The sequence below is a fragment of the Mesorhizobium sp. WSM4311 genome (assembly GCF_002295115.1).
Taxonomy (GTDB): Bacteria; Pseudomonadota; Alphaproteobacteria; order Rhizobiales; family Rhizobiaceae; genus Mesorhizobium.
In genome coordinates this window covers 1-17119 of record NZ_NSFV01000014.1, presented here as the reverse complement: position 1 = coordinate 17119, position 17119 = coordinate 1, and the positions used below count along the sequence as shown (strand labels likewise).

General features: G+C 66.4%; 14 protein-coding genes. 6 read left to right on the top strand and 8 right to left on the bottom strand.

What is annotated here, in order from left to right; genetic code table 11:
* Positions 1-44: 44 nt before the first annotated feature.
* The 3 genes from CK226_RS27740 to CK226_RS27730 all read right to left on the bottom strand — a co-directional run bounded on the left by CK226_RS27740 (position 45) and on the right by CK226_RS27730 (position 2313).
* The gene (locus CK226_RS27740) at positions 45-1049 is read right to left on the bottom strand and encodes an NAD(P)-dependent alcohol dehydrogenase (RefSeq protein ID WP_095789357.1); all 1005 of its coding nucleotides are present in this window, start codon (positions 1047-1049) and stop codon (positions 45-47) included.
* A gap of 50 nt (positions 1050-1099) precedes the next feature.
* Entirely contained in the window at positions 1100-1369 is a 270-nt protein-coding gene (locus CK226_RS27735) for a hypothetical protein (protein ID WP_095775183.1), read from the bottom strand.
* A 194-nt stretch (positions 1370-1563) separates the two neighbouring features.
* Positions 1564-2313 (bottom strand): thioredoxin family protein, encoded by a 750-nt coding sequence (locus CK226_RS27730; protein ID WP_095775184.1) that lies wholly within the window; start codon positions 2311-2313, stop codon positions 1564-1566.
* 386 nt (positions 2314-2699) lie between these two features.
* On the opposite strand from CK226_RS27730, the gene CK226_RS27725 reads away from it, so the two are divergent.
* The 3 genes from CK226_RS27725 (at position 2700) to CK226_RS27715 (ending at position 5625) form a co-directional block, all read left to right on the top strand.
* Positions 2700-3920, top strand: a complete 1221-nt coding sequence (locus tag CK226_RS27725; RefSeq protein WP_095793510.1) for a helix-turn-helix domain-containing protein — start codon at positions 2700-2702, stop codon at positions 3918-3920.
* Positions 3921-4022: 102 nt separating this feature from the next.
* Positions 4023-4655 (top strand): PQQ-binding-like beta-propeller repeat protein, encoded by a 633-nt coding sequence (locus CK226_RS27720; RefSeq protein WP_095775206.1) that lies wholly within the window; start codon positions 4023-4025, stop codon positions 4653-4655.
* 139 nt (positions 4656-4794) lie between these two features.
* A complete protein-coding gene (locus CK226_RS27715; protein WP_095793509.1) occupies positions 4795-5625 on the top strand; it encodes an aldo/keto reductase in 831 nt (276 codons plus the stop codon).
* Positions 5626-5753: 128 nt separating this feature from the next.
* Here CK226_RS27715 and CK226_RS27710 read toward each other — a convergent pair whose 3' ends face one another.
* Positions 5754-6062 carry a hypothetical protein gene (locus CK226_RS27710; RefSeq protein WP_019859393.1) on the bottom strand — a complete coding sequence of 103 codons (309 nt, stop codon included), beginning with the start codon at positions 6060-6062 and terminating at the stop codon, positions 5754-5756.
* A gap of 165 nt (positions 6063-6227) precedes the next feature.
* Here CK226_RS27710 and CK226_RS27705 point away from each other — a divergent pair, with 165 nt between their 5' ends.
* Both CK226_RS27705 and CK226_RS27700 read left to right on the top strand, forming a co-directional pair.
* Positions 6228-6881 (top strand): glutathione S-transferase family protein, encoded by a 654-nt coding sequence (locus CK226_RS27705; protein ID WP_095793601.1) that lies wholly within the window; start codon positions 6228-6230, stop codon positions 6879-6881.
* Between the two features lie 312 nt (positions 6882-7193).
* The gene (locus CK226_RS27700; RefSeq protein WP_095793508.1) at positions 7194-8696 is read left to right on the top strand and encodes an ATP-binding protein; all 1503 of its coding nucleotides are present in this window, start codon (positions 7194-7196) and stop codon (positions 8694-8696) included.
* A gap of 133 nt (positions 8697-8829) precedes the next feature.
* On the opposite strand, the gene CK226_RS27695 is transcribed toward CK226_RS27700, so the two are convergent.
* A complete protein-coding gene (locus tag CK226_RS27695; protein ID WP_095793507.1) occupies positions 8830-9465 on the bottom strand; it encodes a class I SAM-dependent methyltransferase in 636 nt (211 codons plus the stop codon).
* Between the two features lie 195 nt (positions 9466-9660).
* Between CK226_RS27695 and CK226_RS27690 the strand changes: the two genes are divergently transcribed.
* Entirely contained in the window at positions 9661-11223 is a 1563-nt protein-coding gene (locus CK226_RS27690) for an alpha/beta hydrolase (protein ID WP_095793506.1), read from the top strand.
* 367 nt (positions 11224-11590) lie between these two features.
* Here CK226_RS27690 and CK226_RS27685 read toward each other — a convergent pair whose 3' ends face one another.
* The 3 genes from CK226_RS27685 to CK226_RS27675 all read right to left on the bottom strand — a co-directional run bounded on the left by CK226_RS27685 (position 11591) and on the right by CK226_RS27675 (position 16532).
* Entirely contained in the window at positions 11591-14800 is a 3210-nt protein-coding gene (locus CK226_RS27685; protein WP_095793505.1) for a multidrug efflux RND transporter permease subunit, read from the bottom strand.
* Entirely contained in the window at positions 14797-15903 is a 1107-nt protein-coding gene (locus CK226_RS27680; protein WP_179296019.1) for an efflux RND transporter periplasmic adaptor subunit, read from the bottom strand. Before CK226_RS27680 ends, CK226_RS27685 begins: the two co-directional genes overlap by 4 nt.
* A gap of 350 nt (positions 15904-16253) precedes the next feature.
* The gene (locus tag CK226_RS27675) at positions 16254-16532 is read right to left on the bottom strand and encodes a hypothetical protein (protein ID WP_095793504.1); all 279 of its coding nucleotides are present in this window, start codon (positions 16530-16532) and stop codon (positions 16254-16256) included.
* Between the last annotated feature and the right edge of the window lie 587 nt (positions 16533-17119).

Here is a 17119-nt window from a genome sequence, read left to right as displayed (position 1 = left end):
GGGCACGTTGCGGTCGTTTCGCGATCGCTGCGGTCACGCAGGGCTCAAACCTCCAGGCATACCTTGCCGAAATGCTTCCGCGCTGCGTAGTGCGTGAAGGCGGCGGCTATCTCGCGCAGGGGGAAGCGGCGGTCGATGACGGGTTTGATGCGATTGGCCTCTATCGCGCGGATCATGTCCTCCTGGTCCGCCCGGCTGCCGATCGAAATGCCGCTGATGCGGATCTGGTTCGAGAATATGGCCGGGATCGAGACATCAGCCGCAAAGCCGGTGAGCACGCCGATCAGGGCGATGTGGCCGCCTGTCCGGCAGGCGGTTAGGGATTGCGCCAGCGTGGCCGGGCCGCCGACTTCGATCACGTGATCGACGCCGCGTCCGTCCGTCAACTCTCGAACCTTGCGGCTCCAGTCCGGCACGGCCTTGTAGTTGATGAGGGCGTCGGCGCCGAGGCGGCTTAACCGCTCCAGCTTTTCCTCATCGGAGGAGGTGGCGATGACCCTGGCGCCGGCGGCCTTGGCGAATTGCAGCGCAAACAGCGACACGCTGCCGGTGCCGAGAACCAGAACCGTGTCTCCGGGCTTGACCTTGCCGCACACGACCAGGCCTCGCCAGGCAGTGACGCCGGTGCAGGTGAGCGCCGCCGCTTGCGCGTGCGTATAGCCCGCGGGAGCTTTGGTGAAGGCCTGCGCGGGCATGCAGACATATTCGCTGGCGAAGCCGTCGAAACTTTCTCCCGGAATGTCGCGCCTGGTGGCGGGCGTCATGTCGCCATCCAGCCACCAGGGATAGAAGACACTGACGACGCTGTCGCCGGGCTTGAGCGCATCGACATTGCTGCCGACGGCGATCACGTCGCCGGCACCGTCGGACAGCGGAACGCGGCGGTCGGCCAGCGGTGTCTTGCCCTGCACGGCGAAATCGTCGCGCATGTTCAGCGAGCAGGCGCGGATCCTGACCATCACGTCGCCGGGTCCCGGCTGGGGCGGATCTTCCTCGACCAGGTCGAGCCTGTCCAGGCCACCCGGCGCTCTAAGCCTGACGAGCTTCATCTGCCTTCTCCGAAATGTGGGATGTTTGATGCAGGCGGCGCGCGCCGGCGCTATCGAATCTGGCGGCCGGAAATCACCCGCAGCCAGGGCGCCAGGTGGAAGGCGCTCATCAGGAGATACATGGCCGGCATCCCGGTTAACGGGCCGGTCAGCGGCGAGGCGCCCATGCACAGCATCGCCGCGTCGCCGCCTTGAAGGCAGGAGAGCAGGGCCATCAGGGCGAAGGTGGGTGCCGCCGCGAGGCATAGCCAGTCGGCGATGCCAAGGGTGCTGGTGTTTTCAGGGGTGGCGCTGCCGGTACCAGAATGGATATCGCTCATGATCTTGATCCCGTGATGGTTGCGGCCCGTCAGAACTTGGGTTCCTCGCCCCCGCCACAGGCGGAGGAGAGGTGTCCGCGAAGCGGACGGAGAGGGGACCTTCGGGCGCAGCCTCTCCGTCTCGGCTTCGCCGAGCCACCTCTCTCGAGCGAGGAACCCAGGCTGGACAGGGGCTTGGCTCTCGCCAGTTCCTGCTACTCACCCTTGTCCCTGAAGGCGGCTTCGCCGGCGGCGGCCACTTCGGCCCATTTCTTGTCGGCGCCAGCTTCGTAATTGTCGTGCCAGTTCCACCAGCTGTAGAGCGGCGTCTGGGGATAGCCTTCGGGCGAATCCTCCCAGATCTCCTGGCGGCCGAGCGGGGTGGCATCGAGATAGCTCCAGACCGTGCCCATCTGCTCGTCGCCGCGGCTGCTGATGAAATAGGTACGGAAGACGCGGTCGCCGTCATGGATGAAGACGTTGTGGCCGTGCCATTCGTCGACGCCGAAATCCTTGTCGAAGCTGTCGGTGATCGTGTACCAGGGCATCTCCCAGCCCATCCGCGCCTTCAGCCTGACAATGTCAGCCTGCGGCGCGCGCGAGGCGTAGGCCAGCGTGGTGTTGCGGGCGTTGAGATGGGCGAGGTGGCCGACCTGGTCGGCGCCGAGCGAGCAGCCGCGGCAGGCATGATCGGGCCAACCATAGACGCCCGGCTCGTAGAAGGCGCGGTAGACGATCAGCTGGCGGCGGCCTTCGAACAGGTCGAGCAGGCTTGCCTTGCCGTTGGGGCCCTCGAACACATAGGCCTTGTCCACTTCCATCCACGGCATGCGCCGGCGTTCGGCGGCGAGCGCATCCTTGGCGCGGAGCGTCGCCTTCTCCTTCACCAGCATCTTTTCGCGGGCGGCGTCCCATTCCTGCCGCGAAACGACCGGCGGGGTCTTCATCGTCATGTGCTTGGTCATTGGTCTTCTCCTTTGTCAGTCATGGCGCCGTCGCGGCCTGCGATCGCGTTGGGATCCAGGGTAGAGCGATGAGGCGGGGTGGGGTGAGTTACATCCGCGACGGGATTGGAATCGTCCGGCCCGGCGCAGCAGGGGTGGCGGGGCCGTGCGGTGTGTTCGAGATTGTCGGTTGCAGGCATTTTCAACTATCCCTAATGAGATGCTTACTGTTAATACCTGAGATGCTCAGGCTAGCGAGTGCCGGAATTGGCGTCAACGGTGCCGATGACGGCTCAGCCACATGGCTAGGTCTCCATCGCGCCGTTGCGACTTGCTGACCGGCGGTGGTGATTTAAGCTAGGGCGCAAACGTGCCGCGGTGGGAGTTACAAGTTTGACGGGATTTGCATGGACTCGCTGATCACCGCGGCGGCATTGGCGCTGGCGGCGGGCGATCCGCTCGGCGCGCTCGACCGCGTCGCCTTGCGCGAGGATGCGCCGGCGCTGGCGCTGCGCGGCATCGCCATGGCGCAGCTCGGCGACTTCGACCGCGCCAAGCTTCTGTTGCGGCGGGCGGCGCGCGCCTTCAGCCCGAAAGAGGCCGTCGCGCGCGCCAGATGCGTCGTCGCCGAGGCCGAGATCGCGCTGGTCTCGCGTGACCTGGGCTGGCCGGCCAAGGCGCTCGACGCGGCGCGCACGACGCTGGAGAAGCATGGCGACCGGCTGAACGCGGCGCATGCCGGTCACCTCAAGGTGCGGCGCCTACTGTTGATCGGCCGGCTCGACGAGGCCGAGCATGTGCTGGCCGGGCTCGACCCGACGCCGCTGCCGCCGGCCGCACGGGCCGCGCATGAGCTCGCCGTCGCCGGCATCGCCATGCGGCGCCTGCGGACCCGGCCGGCGCGCGCGGCGCTGGAATGGGCGCGCAACGCCGCCCGCCAGGCGGGTATTCCAGGCCTCATGGCCGAAGTCGACAGCGCATCCCTGGCGCTGGAAACGCCGGCGGCGCGGCTGATCACCCAAGGCACGGAGCGGCCGTTGCTGCTCGAGGAGGTCGAGGCGCTGCAGGCATCGCCGGCGCTGGTCGTCGATGCCTTTCGCTACACCGTGCGCGCCGGGGACCGAACAGTCTCGCTGGCGAGCCGGCCGGTGCTGTTCGCGCTGGCGCGCGCACTCGCAGAAGCCTCGCCCGGAGATGTCTCGCGCGAGGAACTCGTGGCGCGGGCCTTTGGCGGCAAGCATGCCGATGAATCGCACCGCGCCCGGCTGCGCGTCGAGATCGGCCGGCTGCGCGCCGAGCTTGCAGCACTTGCCGACATCAGCGCCACCAAGCGCGGTTTCACGCTGGCGCCGCACCTGGCGCGCGCGGTGATGGTGCTGGCGCGGCCGATCGAAGAACGGCACGCCGCCGTGCTGGCCTTGCTCGCCGATGGCGAATCCTGGTCGAGCTCGGCGCTGGCGCTGGCGCTCGGAACCGGCCAGCGCAGCGTGCAGCGGGCGCTCGAGCCGCTCGCCGAGACCGGCAAGGTGCAGTCTTTCGGCCATGGCCGGGCGCGCCGCTGGATGACGCCGCCGGTGGCCGGATTCACGACCACCTTGTTACTCCCGGCGCCGCTGCCGAACGGCTAAGGTGTGGCGAGATTCAGGTGAGGCCAGCCTGACCGGAATCTCGACCCACCTAAATCCCGTACCGAAGATCAGCGGATGACGACCACAATCGAGGATCAAGACATGAAGCATTCACCGGCCGAAATCCTGCGCGAATACGGACCATTTCCGGGTGTGGAGCGGATACATGGGGTGAGCTATGACGGCGAGAACGTCTGGTTTGCCTCGGGCGACAGGCTGAACGCCTTCGATCCGCAAAGCGGTCAGACGCTGCGTTCGATCGATGTCGCCGCTCATGCCGGCACCGCCTTTGACGGCCGGCATTTCTTCCAGCTCGCCAATGATCGCATCCAGAAGATCGACCCCGATACCGGCGCGGTGCTCGCCACGATCCCGGCGCCCGGCGGCGGCCGCGATTCCGGGCTCACCTGGGCCGAAGGCACGCTCTGGGTGGGGCAGTACCGCGAGCGCAAGATCCACCAGATCGATCCCGAGACCGGGAAAATCCTGCGCAGCATCGAGTCCAGCCGCTTCGTCACCGGTGTGACCTGGGTGGATGGCGAATTGTGGCACGCCACCTTGGAGGGCGACGAGAGCGATCTGCGCCGAGTCGACCCGAAAACCGGCAAGCTTCTGGAGAGGCTCGACATGCCTGCCGGCATGACCGTCTCGGGGCTGGAATCCGACGGTGGCGACCGCCTGTTCTGCGGCAGCACTTCCACCCCGATGGTGCGAGCGGTGCGCCGGCCGAAATGAGCCGGTTCTCCTGACGAAGACATCAAGTCCGTGAGTCGCCGGCGAATTTATCCGCCGGCGACTGGTCGTCGTCCCGGCACGTGCCTAGATAGGCTGGGTCGGGCGATCGCCCGGACATTTCTTCGCAAAGGATCCGACCATGCCCGAACCGATCACGCTGAACGACGGCACCATCATTCCCCAGCTGGGCCTTGGCGTGTGGCAGGTCGATCACGGCATCACCGCCGACGTGGTGGGCTGGGCGATCAAGGCCGGCTACCGGCTGATCGACACCGCGCAGGGCTACCAGAACGAGGAGGGCGTCGGCGAGGCGATCCGCGCCGCCGATGTGCCGAGGAGCGAGCTGTACATCACCTCGAAGCTGCGCAACGGTGCGCACGAGCGCGACGCGGCCCTGCGCGCTTTCGACGACACGATGGAAAAACTCGGCATCGAGCGGATCGACCTGTTCCTGATCCACTGGCCGGTGCCCAGCCAGGACAAATATGTCGAGGCCTGGAAGACCCTGATCGAGCTGAAGCAGGCCGGCCGCATCAAGTCGATCGGCGTTTCGAATTTCAACAGGGACCATCTGGAGCGCATCATCGGCGAGACCGGCGTGGTCCCGGTGGCCAACCAGATCGAGCTGCATCCGCGTTTCCAGCAGCGCGCGCTCAGGGAATTTCATGCCGGGCATGACATCCAGACGGAGAGCTGGAGCCCGCTCGGCAGCGGCCGGCTGCTCGGCGATCCGACGATCGCGGGCATTGCCCGCAAGCACGGCAAATCCGCCGCGCAGACGATCATCCGCTGGCATCTCCAGCAAGGGCTGATCGTCATCCCCAAATCGGTCCGCCAGGACCGCATCGCGGCCAATTTCGATGTCTTCGACTTCGAACTGGACGCGCAGGACCTGAAGACGATCGCGGGCATGGATTCGGCCGATGGCCGCGACGGACCGAACCCGGCGACGGCGGCATTTTTGTTTTGAAGAGCCTGCAGGGAAGCTGCCGATCTCCCCCACGAGGGGGGAGATCGGCGGCTTCACCGTCGGTGCTCTCAAATCCCGGACCTATCCAACCCACGAGGGGGGAGATCGGCGGCTTCACCGGCCGCTCGCTAAATCCCGGACCCATCCAGCTGTTGCGCGTCGTCGCCTTCCCAGGGGGCGGGCATCGAGCCGCCGCGGCTGAGGTTGGCCGAGGGCATGGGCATCCAGCACTTCAGTTCCGGTTCGGCATATTCGACGACGCGGCCGGGCGAGGAATCCGATGCCCGCCAGCCTTCACCGGCGAACTGGTCGCCGCGCGACCAGTAGGCGAGGTCGACTTCCGCCGGCCCCTGTTCGGAGGGACGGACCGTGACCAGGATCCGGCTGCCGTCCTTGGGTGCCGTCGACATGTGGCGCCACCGTTCGGGCTCGTCCATCGCAATTCCTCCTGCCTTGGTGCGATATGAAGTGTCGCCTCGCCATCGATGGTGGTCAACCCACACTTTGTCGGATTGCGCCTGCCAGTCGCGTCCTTGGTCTGGCATGTTCGCCAGGACCAGGAGACACTCATGAATGACAAGGTCGAGCCGGCCGTGGGCGAAATGACACTGTATTTCAGCCGCAATCCCAATCCGCGCCTGGCGGTCGCGGTGGCGCGCCATCTCAAGGCCGAGGTGGCCTTCGAATTCGCGTCACCCTTTGCGCCGGAGCAAGCGGAGCGATTCCGGCCGCTCAATCCCAACCTCTCCATTCCCATCCTGGCATGGCCCGGCGGCAGTCTGTGGGAGGCCGACGCCATAGCCTGCCGGTTGTCGCGCGCGGCGCGTTCCGATTTCTGGCGCACCGGCGAGGACGAACCCGACATGATCCGCTGGCTGAGCTGGGGCAAGGAGAATTTCATGCGCGCCTGCGACACCGTGCATTTCGAGCGCGGCACCAAGCAGCGCTATGGCATCGGGCCGATCGACGAGGACAAGGTCAGCAAGGGGCTGGAAGAGTTCCACAAGGGGGCCGCGATCCTGGAGGCGGAACTGGCCGGCCGGCAGTGGCTGGTCGGAACGTCGCTTTCCTATGCCGATTTCCGCATGGCGGCCTTCCTGCCGTTCAACGATGCCGCCGGCCTGCCGCTCGGCGACTATCCCGCGCTCGACCGCTGGTATCGCCGGCTCGAAGCCATCGACGCCTGGCGCGACCCTTTCGAGGGCCTGGATGCACCGCCCCTGGCACCGATGCCGCGGCAAGGTGCGGCGCTGTAGCTGACAAAACTGACGACCGGCGCATACAGAAACGAAACTTGAAGACGCCGGCCGCCGTCTGGGGCGTTGGGGTGCATCTCGTTGGGGCGCGATGCAAGGTCAGGCTAAACGGATGGCCGGCCTCCGCAACCGCAACGCCGGCCCATGGTGAATGAGTGGTTACTATCCACAGGGGCGCATGACGGCGGCCGTTCCTGCCGGCCCTTTCCTCACAACTGTGCGCAACACCGGGCCGCCGGCCATCGGTGCTCGACGGGCCGCGCCTGGGTTGCTAAGCCCCATGCCGCGCAGGAGACCTTTTTGAGTCGAGACATGACCGTTGCGATCGAGATGGGACACACCACGGCGGGCGCCCCAGCGAACCTCGATCTCGAGGAACTGCTGGCGACCCGCCTTCTGGTGCAGGGCAATTCTGGCTCCGGCAAATCGCATCTTCTGCGCCGGCTGCTGGAGCAGAGCGCGCCCTGGGTGCAGCAGACCATTGTCGATCCCGAAGGCGACTTCGTTTCGCTCGGCGAGCGCTACGGCCATCTGGTGATCGATGCCGAGGAGCACACCGAGCGCGGCCTGCAGGCGGCCGGCGAGCGGGCGCGCATCCACCGCGTCTCCACCGTGCTCAACCTCGAAGGGCTCGACGCCGAAAACCAGATGCGCCGCGCCGCCGCCTTCCTCGGCGGGCTGTTCGAGGTCGCCCGCGACCACTGGTATCCGATGCTGGTGGTGGTGGACGAGGCGCAGCTGTTTGCGCCGGCGGTGGCCGGCGAGGTTTCCGACGAGGCGCGCAAACTCTCGCTCGGCGCCATGACCAACCTGATGTGCCGTGGCCGCAAGCGCGGGCTGGCCGGCATCATCGCCACGCAGCGTCTGGCCAAGCTCGCCAAGAATGTCGCGGCCGAAGCCTCCAATTTCCTCATGGGCCGCACCTTCCTCGACATCGACATGGCGCGCGCCGCCGATCTGCTCGGCATGGAGCGGCGCCAGGCGGAAGCTTTTCGCGACCTGGAGCGGGGGCAGTTCATGGCGCTGGGGCCGGCACTGTCGCGCCGGCCGCTCGGCCTGCGCATCGGCCCGACCGACACCAGTCCGCGCAACGGCACGCCGCGGCTGATGGCGATGCCGGAGGCAGCGCTGGAGGATGCCCGCGCGATCATCCTGGCGGCGCCGCCGCCCGAGACGGTGCGCACGCCGCGCCGGGTGGCGTCGCCGGACCTGCTCGACCAGCTGATGGCGGCGAAATCGGCGGCGCTGGAAATCCGCCCCGAACCGGCGGAACCGCAAATCAGCGCCGAGGACCTGGCGGAGCGGCGCGAGCGGGTCGACCGCGTGCTGCGCGCCATCCTGGCACAGCCCGATGCGGGTTTTCGCGTGATCGGCGTGCTCTATCAGGAATTCGTGGTGCGCTGCCGCATCGAGGGCCTGGCCTCGGTTGTGCCGGACCTCGCCGAATTCCGCCGCATGCTGACGCGCGCCCGCGCAGGCCTCGGCGCCGAAACGACGCAGGACGACGCCTGGCGGGACGTTTCCGTGCGCGCCTCGCTGCTGCCCGACGACATGCAGGGCGTGTTCATGATGATCGCGCGGGCGGCGAAGGAAGGCTGGCCGTGCCCGAGCGACGCCGCGATCGCGCGCGCCTATGGCTCGCACTCGTTGCGCCGCGCCCGCCGCCTGCTGACCTATATCGAGGAGCAGGGGCTGATCGTCTGCCAGCTCGACGGCACCGGAAAGCGCACCGTGACGCTGGTCGAACTCGCCTGGGCCACCGCTCCCGGCGACCCCGATGCCGAGGAGGCGGAGCAGGGGAGCCTGGCGCTGTGAGGGCGGCCATGGCGGCATGCAAGTGCGGCGCGACATCGATGCACGGGGCAAGATGACCCTGGGCCGGGCAGGCTGCAGGCTGGGTTCCCTGCAAGGCCAGCGGCCAAATGAACGCGCGGCCGGCGCAGGCCGGTCAGTCTGCGGCCGCGATGCCGGCGTGGTGGCTGCCCAACTGCCATAGGGGCAGGGGAAACCGGCCGTGCTGCACCTCGAGCAGGCGAAAACCCGCCCCGCCGATCAGGCGCAGCGGATCGCGGTTGAGGTGGCAGCCGCCGGCGATCGAACCCCACAACCGGTTCAGCCGCTGCTGCCAGCGGCGGCAGCGCGCTCCCTCGGCCTGGCCGTGCTCGATGAAGATCAGCCGGCCTGTCGGCTTCAGGACGCGGCGGATTTCGCTGAGCGCGGCCTCGGGGTCCGGAATGGTGCAGAAGGCATAGGTGACGACCACCGTGTCGGCGATGCCATCGGCCAAAGGCAGGCTTTCGCCGCCGGCGCGGATGCATTCGACGGCGAAGGGCATGGCGCGGCTCTTCGGCGCGGCGAGGCCGAGCATGGTGCCGTCGGGGTCGACGCCGACCAGCCGCTCCACCCTGGCGGCGTCGTAATAGGGCAGGTTGAGGCCCGAGCCGAAGCCGACCTCGACGACGACACCTTCAGCCCTCGGGATGACGCGACTGCGCATCCGCGTGAATGTGCCGGCCGAACAGCCGGCATGGACGAAATAGGGGGCGACGCAGCGCGCATACCAGGAGAGGCAGGTCTGGCACATGACTCAGCCTCCATGCCCGGCGGCAGGGACGCGGCAGCCGCCAAGCGGTTCTGAAGTGCGATGGCTTGATGTATTGACCGGTGACATTTCTCGCTCCAAGGGAGTTGATCGGGCCGGATCGGCGCGAAACCGGGGGGTGGATAGAAGGCCGGCGTCCCCTCAACGTCCTCTCCTTGCGCGGCCGCGTGCGGATCGATGGAGCCGATACAACTCAGACTTCTGGGTTTTCCGGAGTTCCGGCTGAACGGGCGGCGGGTAGAGCTCGCCTTGCGCAAGGCGGCCGCGCTTGTCATCTACCTTGCCGAGGCCGGAGGACCGGTGGCGCGAGAGGTCGCCGCCACGTTGCTGTGGCCCGAGGCCGACGCGCAAGCCGCCCGCGCCCGCCTGCGGCGCACGCTGTACAAGATCCGCATCGCGTTCGGCGAGGAGATCATATCAGCCGGCGCGGCGTCGCTCAGCCTGCGCCCGGGGCTCCTGGTCGAGGCCGACGCCATCGCCTTCGACCATGCCTGCGATGCCGGTCTGCTCGACGAGGCCGCCGGCCTCTACACCGGCGACTATCTCGCCGGCTTCGCGCTGCCGGATTGTCCCGAATTCGAGGAATGGGTGTTTTTCCGCCGCGAGGCCTTGCGCAGCCGGCTGGTGCAGGCGCTGGAGCGGCAGGTGGAAGCCAGGATCGCCGGCGGCGACGCGGGCGGCGCCGTGATGCACGCAACGCGCCTTGCCGCCCTCGACCCGTTGAGCGAAAGCGCGCACCGCCATTTGATCCGCGCCCATCTGGCCGCCGGCGACCGGGCGGCGGCCGAGCGCCAGGGCGAGGCCTGTATGCGGCTGCTGCGCGACGAACTCGGCGTGGCGCCCGACCCGGCGACGCTCGCTCTGCTGCGCGCCGGCGATGCCGAAGCGGAGATGCCGAGAACCCGCTATGTCGCCGTGGACGGCATCCATATCGCCTACCAGACGATGGGCAGCGGCCCGGCCGATATCGTGCTCGTTCCCGGCTTCATCTCGCATGTCGAGCGCATCTGGGAAGACAGGAGCTGCCGCGCCTGGCTCGGTGCCGTGTCGCGGCTCGGCCGGCTGATCCTGTTCGACCGGCGCGGCATGGGCCTGTCCGACCGCGTCGGCGCCCGCCCGACCGTCGAGGCCACAGCGCGCGACATACTGGCGGTGATGGACGCGGCCGGCAGCCGCAAAGCCGTACTGGTCGGCGCCTCGGAGGGCGGGCCGGGCTGCATCCGCTTCGCCGTCGACCACCCCGACCGCCTGACCGGCCTGGTCCTGTGGGGCTCGCTCGCCAAGGGCAGCCGCGCGCCCGACTATCCCTTCGCGCTCACCTCGGCGCAATATGATCTGTGGCAGCAGCGCCTGCTCGCCGGCTGGGGTGGCCCGGCGGAAATCGAAACCTTTGCACCGAGCGTGGCCTCCGACCGCCAGGCGCGCGCCTGGTGGGCCGGCCTGCTCCGGGCCGCCTCCAGCCCCGGCGCGGTGGCCGGCCTGCTGCAGGCGCTGCGCGACGCCGACGTGCGGCCGCTGCTGTCAAAGGTCAGGGCGCCGACGCTGGTGCTGCACCGCAGGGGTGACCGGGCGGTGCGGGTCGAGGCCGGGCGGTATCTGGCGGCGCGGATAGCGGGGGCGCGGTTTGTCGAGGTGGAGGGAGAGGATCACTGGTTCTGGGTGGGCGAGCAGAGGGCGCTGCTGGAGGGGATTGCGGGGATGGTAAGGGGCAAGGCAGGGCATCAACCGACGCTTGCTTAACAGCGGAGACAGGCTGTAGGCTCGGGCGCGGATCAGTCGGTTGCGGACCGACACGTTGCGCTCACGCTAGTTCAACGTCAGCTTTGCGCCTCTAGTGCTCGAACCTCCCGAAAACAATCCCTGGAACGACGCGTTCAGCCGGCGACGGTGTGGGTCAGGTCGGGCCTGAATGGCCATGTCATATTTGCGGGTGCCTGGCTCTCCCACGAGGGCGAAGGCCGGCGTGCCCCTCTCCCGCTCGACGCCGAGCAATTCGAGGTCGCTTACGGCAGAGCTTTTGGTCTTCAGCCATGCCGTCGTGGCCGTTGCCGCGCCGTGCCGATTTTCTGGAGTGACAAGCCGCGCTCGACACGGCGAATTCGTAACCCTACTCGGCAGCCGTCTCCGCTGGCGCCTCTGCCGGCGCCGAAGGCTCGGGCTCGGCCTCGGCACGGGGCTTGCGCCGTGAAAACAGCGACCTGAGCGTGACGTAGAACACCGGCGTCAGGAACAGGCCGACGAAGGTAACGCCGAGCATGCCGGAGAACACCGCGGTGCCGAGCGACTGGCGCATTTCCGCGCCCGGGCCCGTTGCGATCATCAGCGGCACGACGCCGAGGATGAACGAGAAGGCGGTCATCAGGATCGGCCGCAGCCTGAGCCGGCAGGCTTCGACGGCAGCCGCGGCCGCCGACAGGCCGCGTTCCTGCGCCTGCCGCGCGAATTCGACGATCAGGATCGCGTTCTTCGCGGCAAGCCCGATCAGCACGATGAGGCCGATCTGCACGAGGATGTTGTTGTCCAGCCCTCGGAAAGACACGCCGAGCAACGCCGCGAGCACGCCGAGCGGCACCACCAGCACAATGGCGAACGGCAGCACCCAGCTTTCATATTGCGCCGCCAGCGCCAGGAACACGAACAGCACCGACAATCCGAAGATATAGACAGCGGCATTGCCGGTATTGTGCTCCTGATAGGCGAGCTCGGTCCATTCATAAGAGGTACCGGCCGGCAGCGTCTTTGCCGTGATCCCTTCCATCAAGGCCAGCGCGTCGCCCGTGGAGACGCCGGGCGCGGCGTTGCCCTGCAGCGGCACCGAGACGTACATGTTGTAGTGCTGGACCAGCGCCGGGCCGGTGACGTCGCGGATCTCGATCAACGTGCCGAGCGGAACCAGCGCGCCGGTCGCCGAGCGCACCTTTAGTTTCAAGATGTCGGCGCGATCGAGGCGGAACGCCTGGTCGGCCTGCGCGCGCACCTGGTAGACGCGCCCGAAAGCGTTGAAGTCGTTGACGTAGGCGGTGCCCAAATTGATCGACAGCGTCTCGAAGATGTTGGGGATCGGCACGTTCAGGATGCGCGCCTTGTCGCGATCGATCGCCAGGAAGAATTGCGGGCTCGACGCGGAGAACGTGGTGAACACGCCCGTCAACCCCTGAGTCTTGTTGGCCTTACCGGCGATTTCGTAAGCAAGCGCCAGGATCTGCCGCATGTCGGCGCTGTTGCGCTCCTGGATCTGGAGTTTGAAGCCGCCGGCATTGCCGACGCCGCGGATCGGGGGCGGCGGCAGTGCGATAATGAAGGCTTCCTTGATGCTTTGCAGGCTGCCGAACAGATTGCCGATGACCCGGGTCGCCGACTGGCCGGCTTTCAGTCGCTCATCAAACGGCTTGAACCTAGCGAAGATTACGCCCGCGTTGCTGGCGTTGGTGAAGGTCGCGCCGGAGAAGCCGGCGAAGGCGACTGCGTAGTCGACGCCTGGCGTTTTCTGGATGATCTGCGACGCCTGCTGGATGACCGCATCGGTCCTCGACAGCGAGGCGCCGTCCGGCAGCTGGACGACGACGATCGCATAGCCCTGGTCGAGCGACGGAATGAAACCGCGCGGCACCGCCTGCACCATGTAGCCCGTGGCGCAGATGAGGGCCACGAAAACGGCCAGCATGGCGCCGATCGCTATCCACGAGCCGACCAGCACGCGCACGATGCTCGAATACCAATGGGCGAGCCTGTCAAAGCCATTATTGAAGCCGTCGGCGAGCGCCCGTCCGAACCGCGCCAGGAAAAAGCGCGGCGGCGCCGAAGCAGTGTGATGCGGCTTGAACAGCAGTGCGGCCAGCGCCGGCGAGAGCGTCAGCGAATTGAATGCCGAGATCGCCGTCGATACCGCGATGGTGATCGCGAACTGCAGGTAGAACTGCCCGGAAATGCCGGGGATGAAGGCTGTCGGCAGGAACACGGCTATCAGCACCAGTGAGATCGCGATAACAGCCGTTCCGACTTCGTCCATGGTCAGGTGCGCCGCCGGATTGGGCGCCAGCCCTCTGGCGATATTGCGCTCGACGTTCTCGACCACGACGATCGCATCGTCGACGACGATGCCGATGGCCAGAACGAGGCCGAACAGCGTCAACATGTTGAGCGAGAAGCCGGCGGCGAAAAGCACCGCCAGCGTGCCGATCAGCGACACGGGGATCGCCACGATCGGCACGATCGCCATGCGCCACGATTGCAGGAAGACGATGATGACGATGATGACCAGCAGCATCGCCTCGAGGATCGTCTTGTAGACCTCGTGGATCGACTCGGCGACGAACTCGGTCGGATTGTAGACGATGTCGTAGCTCAACCCCTTCGGGAAGTCGCGGGAAAGCTCCTTCATCTTGTCCTGGATCTCGGCGGCTGCGGCGAGCGCATTGGTGCCCGGCCGCTGGAAGATGGCGAGCGCCACCGCCGGTTTGCCGTTGAGATAGGAGTTGGTGACGTAATCCTTGGCGCCAAGCTCGATGCGCGCCACGTCCTGCAGCGAGATCAGGCGGCCGTCGTCGGTCGATTTGACGATCACGTATCGGAAGTCGCGTGCGTCGTTGAAGCGGCCCTGCGTGGTGACCGTGTACTCGAACGCCGAGCCGGTGTTGGTCGGCGGCGCGCCGATCGAGCCGCCCGACACCTGGACGTTCTGGTCGCGCAACGCCTGCACCACATCGCCCGAGGTCATCCCCAGGGCGGACAGTTTTTCTGGATCGAGCCAGATGCGCAGCGAATATTCGCGTTCGCCAAAGATGATGAGGTCGCCGACGCCGTCCAGCCTGAGCAGTATGTCGCGCACCCGCGAGCGGGCGTAGTTCGAGACGTAGAGCTGGTCATAGGTATTGTCGGGCGACAGCATGTGCACGACCATCATCAGGTCGGGCGAGCTCTTGGTGGTGGTGATGCCGAGGCGACGGACTTCTTCGGGCAGGCGCGGCTCGGCGACCGACACGCGATTCTGCACCAGCACCTGCGCCTTGTCGAGATCGGTGCCCAGCTTGAAGGTGATGGTCAGCGCCATCGCTCCGTCACCCGACGAATAGGACGACATGTAGAGCATGCCCTCGACGCCGTTGATCTCCTGCTCGATCGGCGTTGCCACAGTCGCTGCGACCGTCTCGGCGTCGGCGCCCGGATACTGCGCGCGAACGACAATGGTTGGCGGCGCGATCTCGGGATATTGCGCGACCGGCAGCTGGGTATAGGCAATCCCGCCGAGGATCAAAAGGACGATCGAAACGACCGATGCGAAGATCGGACGGTCGACGAAGAAATGGGCGAACCTCATTGCTGCAACCCGGCGGTCTCGGCCTTGGGCGGCAACGTCACCATCTCGACCTTCACCTTGGTGCCGGGCCTGGCGTGCATCAGGCCGTTGACGATGATCGTCTCGCCGCCGGCCAGGCCCGAGCGAATCACGCGGTAGCCGTCGAGAAGCGGGCCGGTGCGCACGGGCTTGGCCGAAACCATCCCGGCCTCATCCACCAGGAACACGATGCGGCGATCCTGATCGGCGCCGATCGCCTCGTCGGGCACCAGCACGCCGCTATGCGGCAGCGACCCCGGCACGTTGATGCGCCCGAACATGCCTGGCTGGAGAATGCCGTCGGCGTTGGGAAACGTCGCACGCACCCGCATGGTGCCGGTCGCGTTGTCGATCCGGTTCTCGGCAAAATCGAGCTTGCCTTTGAATACCGCCTCCGCGCGGTCGGCGACGCGAACCACCACCTCGAGCCCGCCAGCGCCTTCCTGCATGGTGCCGCCACGCGCCTTCGCGTCGCGGGCGTAGCTGAAATACAGGCGCTCATCGACGTCGAAATAGAAGTCGATCGGATCGCGCGTAACGATGGTCGTCAGCAAGGTGGAATCCGGCTGCACGAGGTTGCCGACCGACACCAGCCGGCGGTCGATGCGGCCGGACAAGGGCGCCTTGATCTCGGTGAATTCCATGTTCAGGCTGGCGGTCGTCAGCGCAGCCGTCGCGCCCTGCATCTGCGCCTGCGCCGAAAGGTATTCCCGCCGGCGGTCGTCGACCGTCGCGGTTGATATATTGCCGGTCTTGGCGAGTTCGTCGGCGCGATCCAGCTGCATCTTGGAGAATTCGAGCAGACTCTTGGCGACATCCACTTGCGATTTGGCGGCATCATAAGCCGCCTGATACGGACGCTGGTCGATGGTGAAGAGCAGGTCGCCCTTGTTGACCAGTGCGCCGTCCTGGAAGCTGACCTTGTCCAGATAGCCGCTGACGCGCGAACGGATGGCGACCTGGTCGACGGCTTCGAAGCGCCCGACGAACTCGTCGTCTTCGACGATGTCACGGACCACCGGCTTGGCCGCCGTCACCACGGGTAGCTGCTGGTCCTGCGCAAACGCAGTGCTGCTGAAAGCCATGCCGACCAGGAATGCCGCCGACACGGCGGCGCGGGCAAGCCAGCCGGCCGATCGACCGGGTCGCCCGCCCGCGTCGCGATGCAATTGCGCATTCTCTGGTGTGTCCATTTGCGTCCCCGCTCGCTGGACCCGGAGGTCGGTTGATCCGCTTCTACGCTAAGGCTTTCTCGTTGAGATCAGAGCACTGCAGTGTTGTGCATGGCAACATGATCATTTTCCATGTGGGCCGAAATGTCCACCCTGTGGCTGCTCCGCCACCGGGCCAAAGCCAGTCCGCAAATTGAAGGATTGCGGATCCCTTTGATGGACGGCTTATGATTCATATTGGTCGAAGGAGACCGATATGGGCATTACCACGCCGGCCAGATTGAATGGACTGCAACACTGGGGCATCGAGCAGTGCGTTGATATATCCCTCCCGCTGCAGCCGGCACGTCGGTCTCGGGGGCCTGGCCAAAGCTGCCGAACGTGCCATCCTCGTCGCCGGTCGCGGCCGGACGAATGACCGGGGCCTCGGTCCGCAGCGCTGTGCCCGCTTTGACGAACGTCTGCTGGCTGGTGCCAGCAACACCGCTCCTGGCCGACAGCAGCTTCCGTATCGCAACGGTGAGGTCCGAGGTGACCTGCATCGAGCAATCCTTGAATTTCTTGCCTGCGATTTGCAGAATGTAGCATCGCAGTTAAGCAAGGGTTGAAAGTGAGTGCCGGGAGGAAATAGTTACTCCCGGTAGCGCTTGCCAAATACAATTCAACAACAGCTAATATAATTGGCGAATCCGCAAAGGCGACGAGCCTCTGGAAATTGATTGTATTTTGATGGGATCTGGAAGCGCGCAGGCGACAAATTCATGGCCTGCCGCTCAAGGTCCTTGTCACCGCTCCTCCACGATCCGCAAATAAGCCGCCGTCACGAACAGCACGATCAGCCCGAACAGGATCCGCCTTGTCCCCTCCGGCATCTGCGGCGAGATTTGGTTGCCGCCGAAGGAAAAGGGCTATCCCTATCGATCGTGCGCTCAGCCGTATCGGGCATCAGCACCGTTGTGGGTGTTCATGCAGACATGGTGCCAGGCGATGGTGCGGAGGCCCAGAACCCGCTATGTCGCCGTGGACGGCATCCATATCGCCTACCAGACGATGGGCAGCGGCCCGGCCGATATCGTGCTCGTTCCCGGCTTCATCTCGCATGTCGAGCGCATCTGGGAAGACAGGAGCT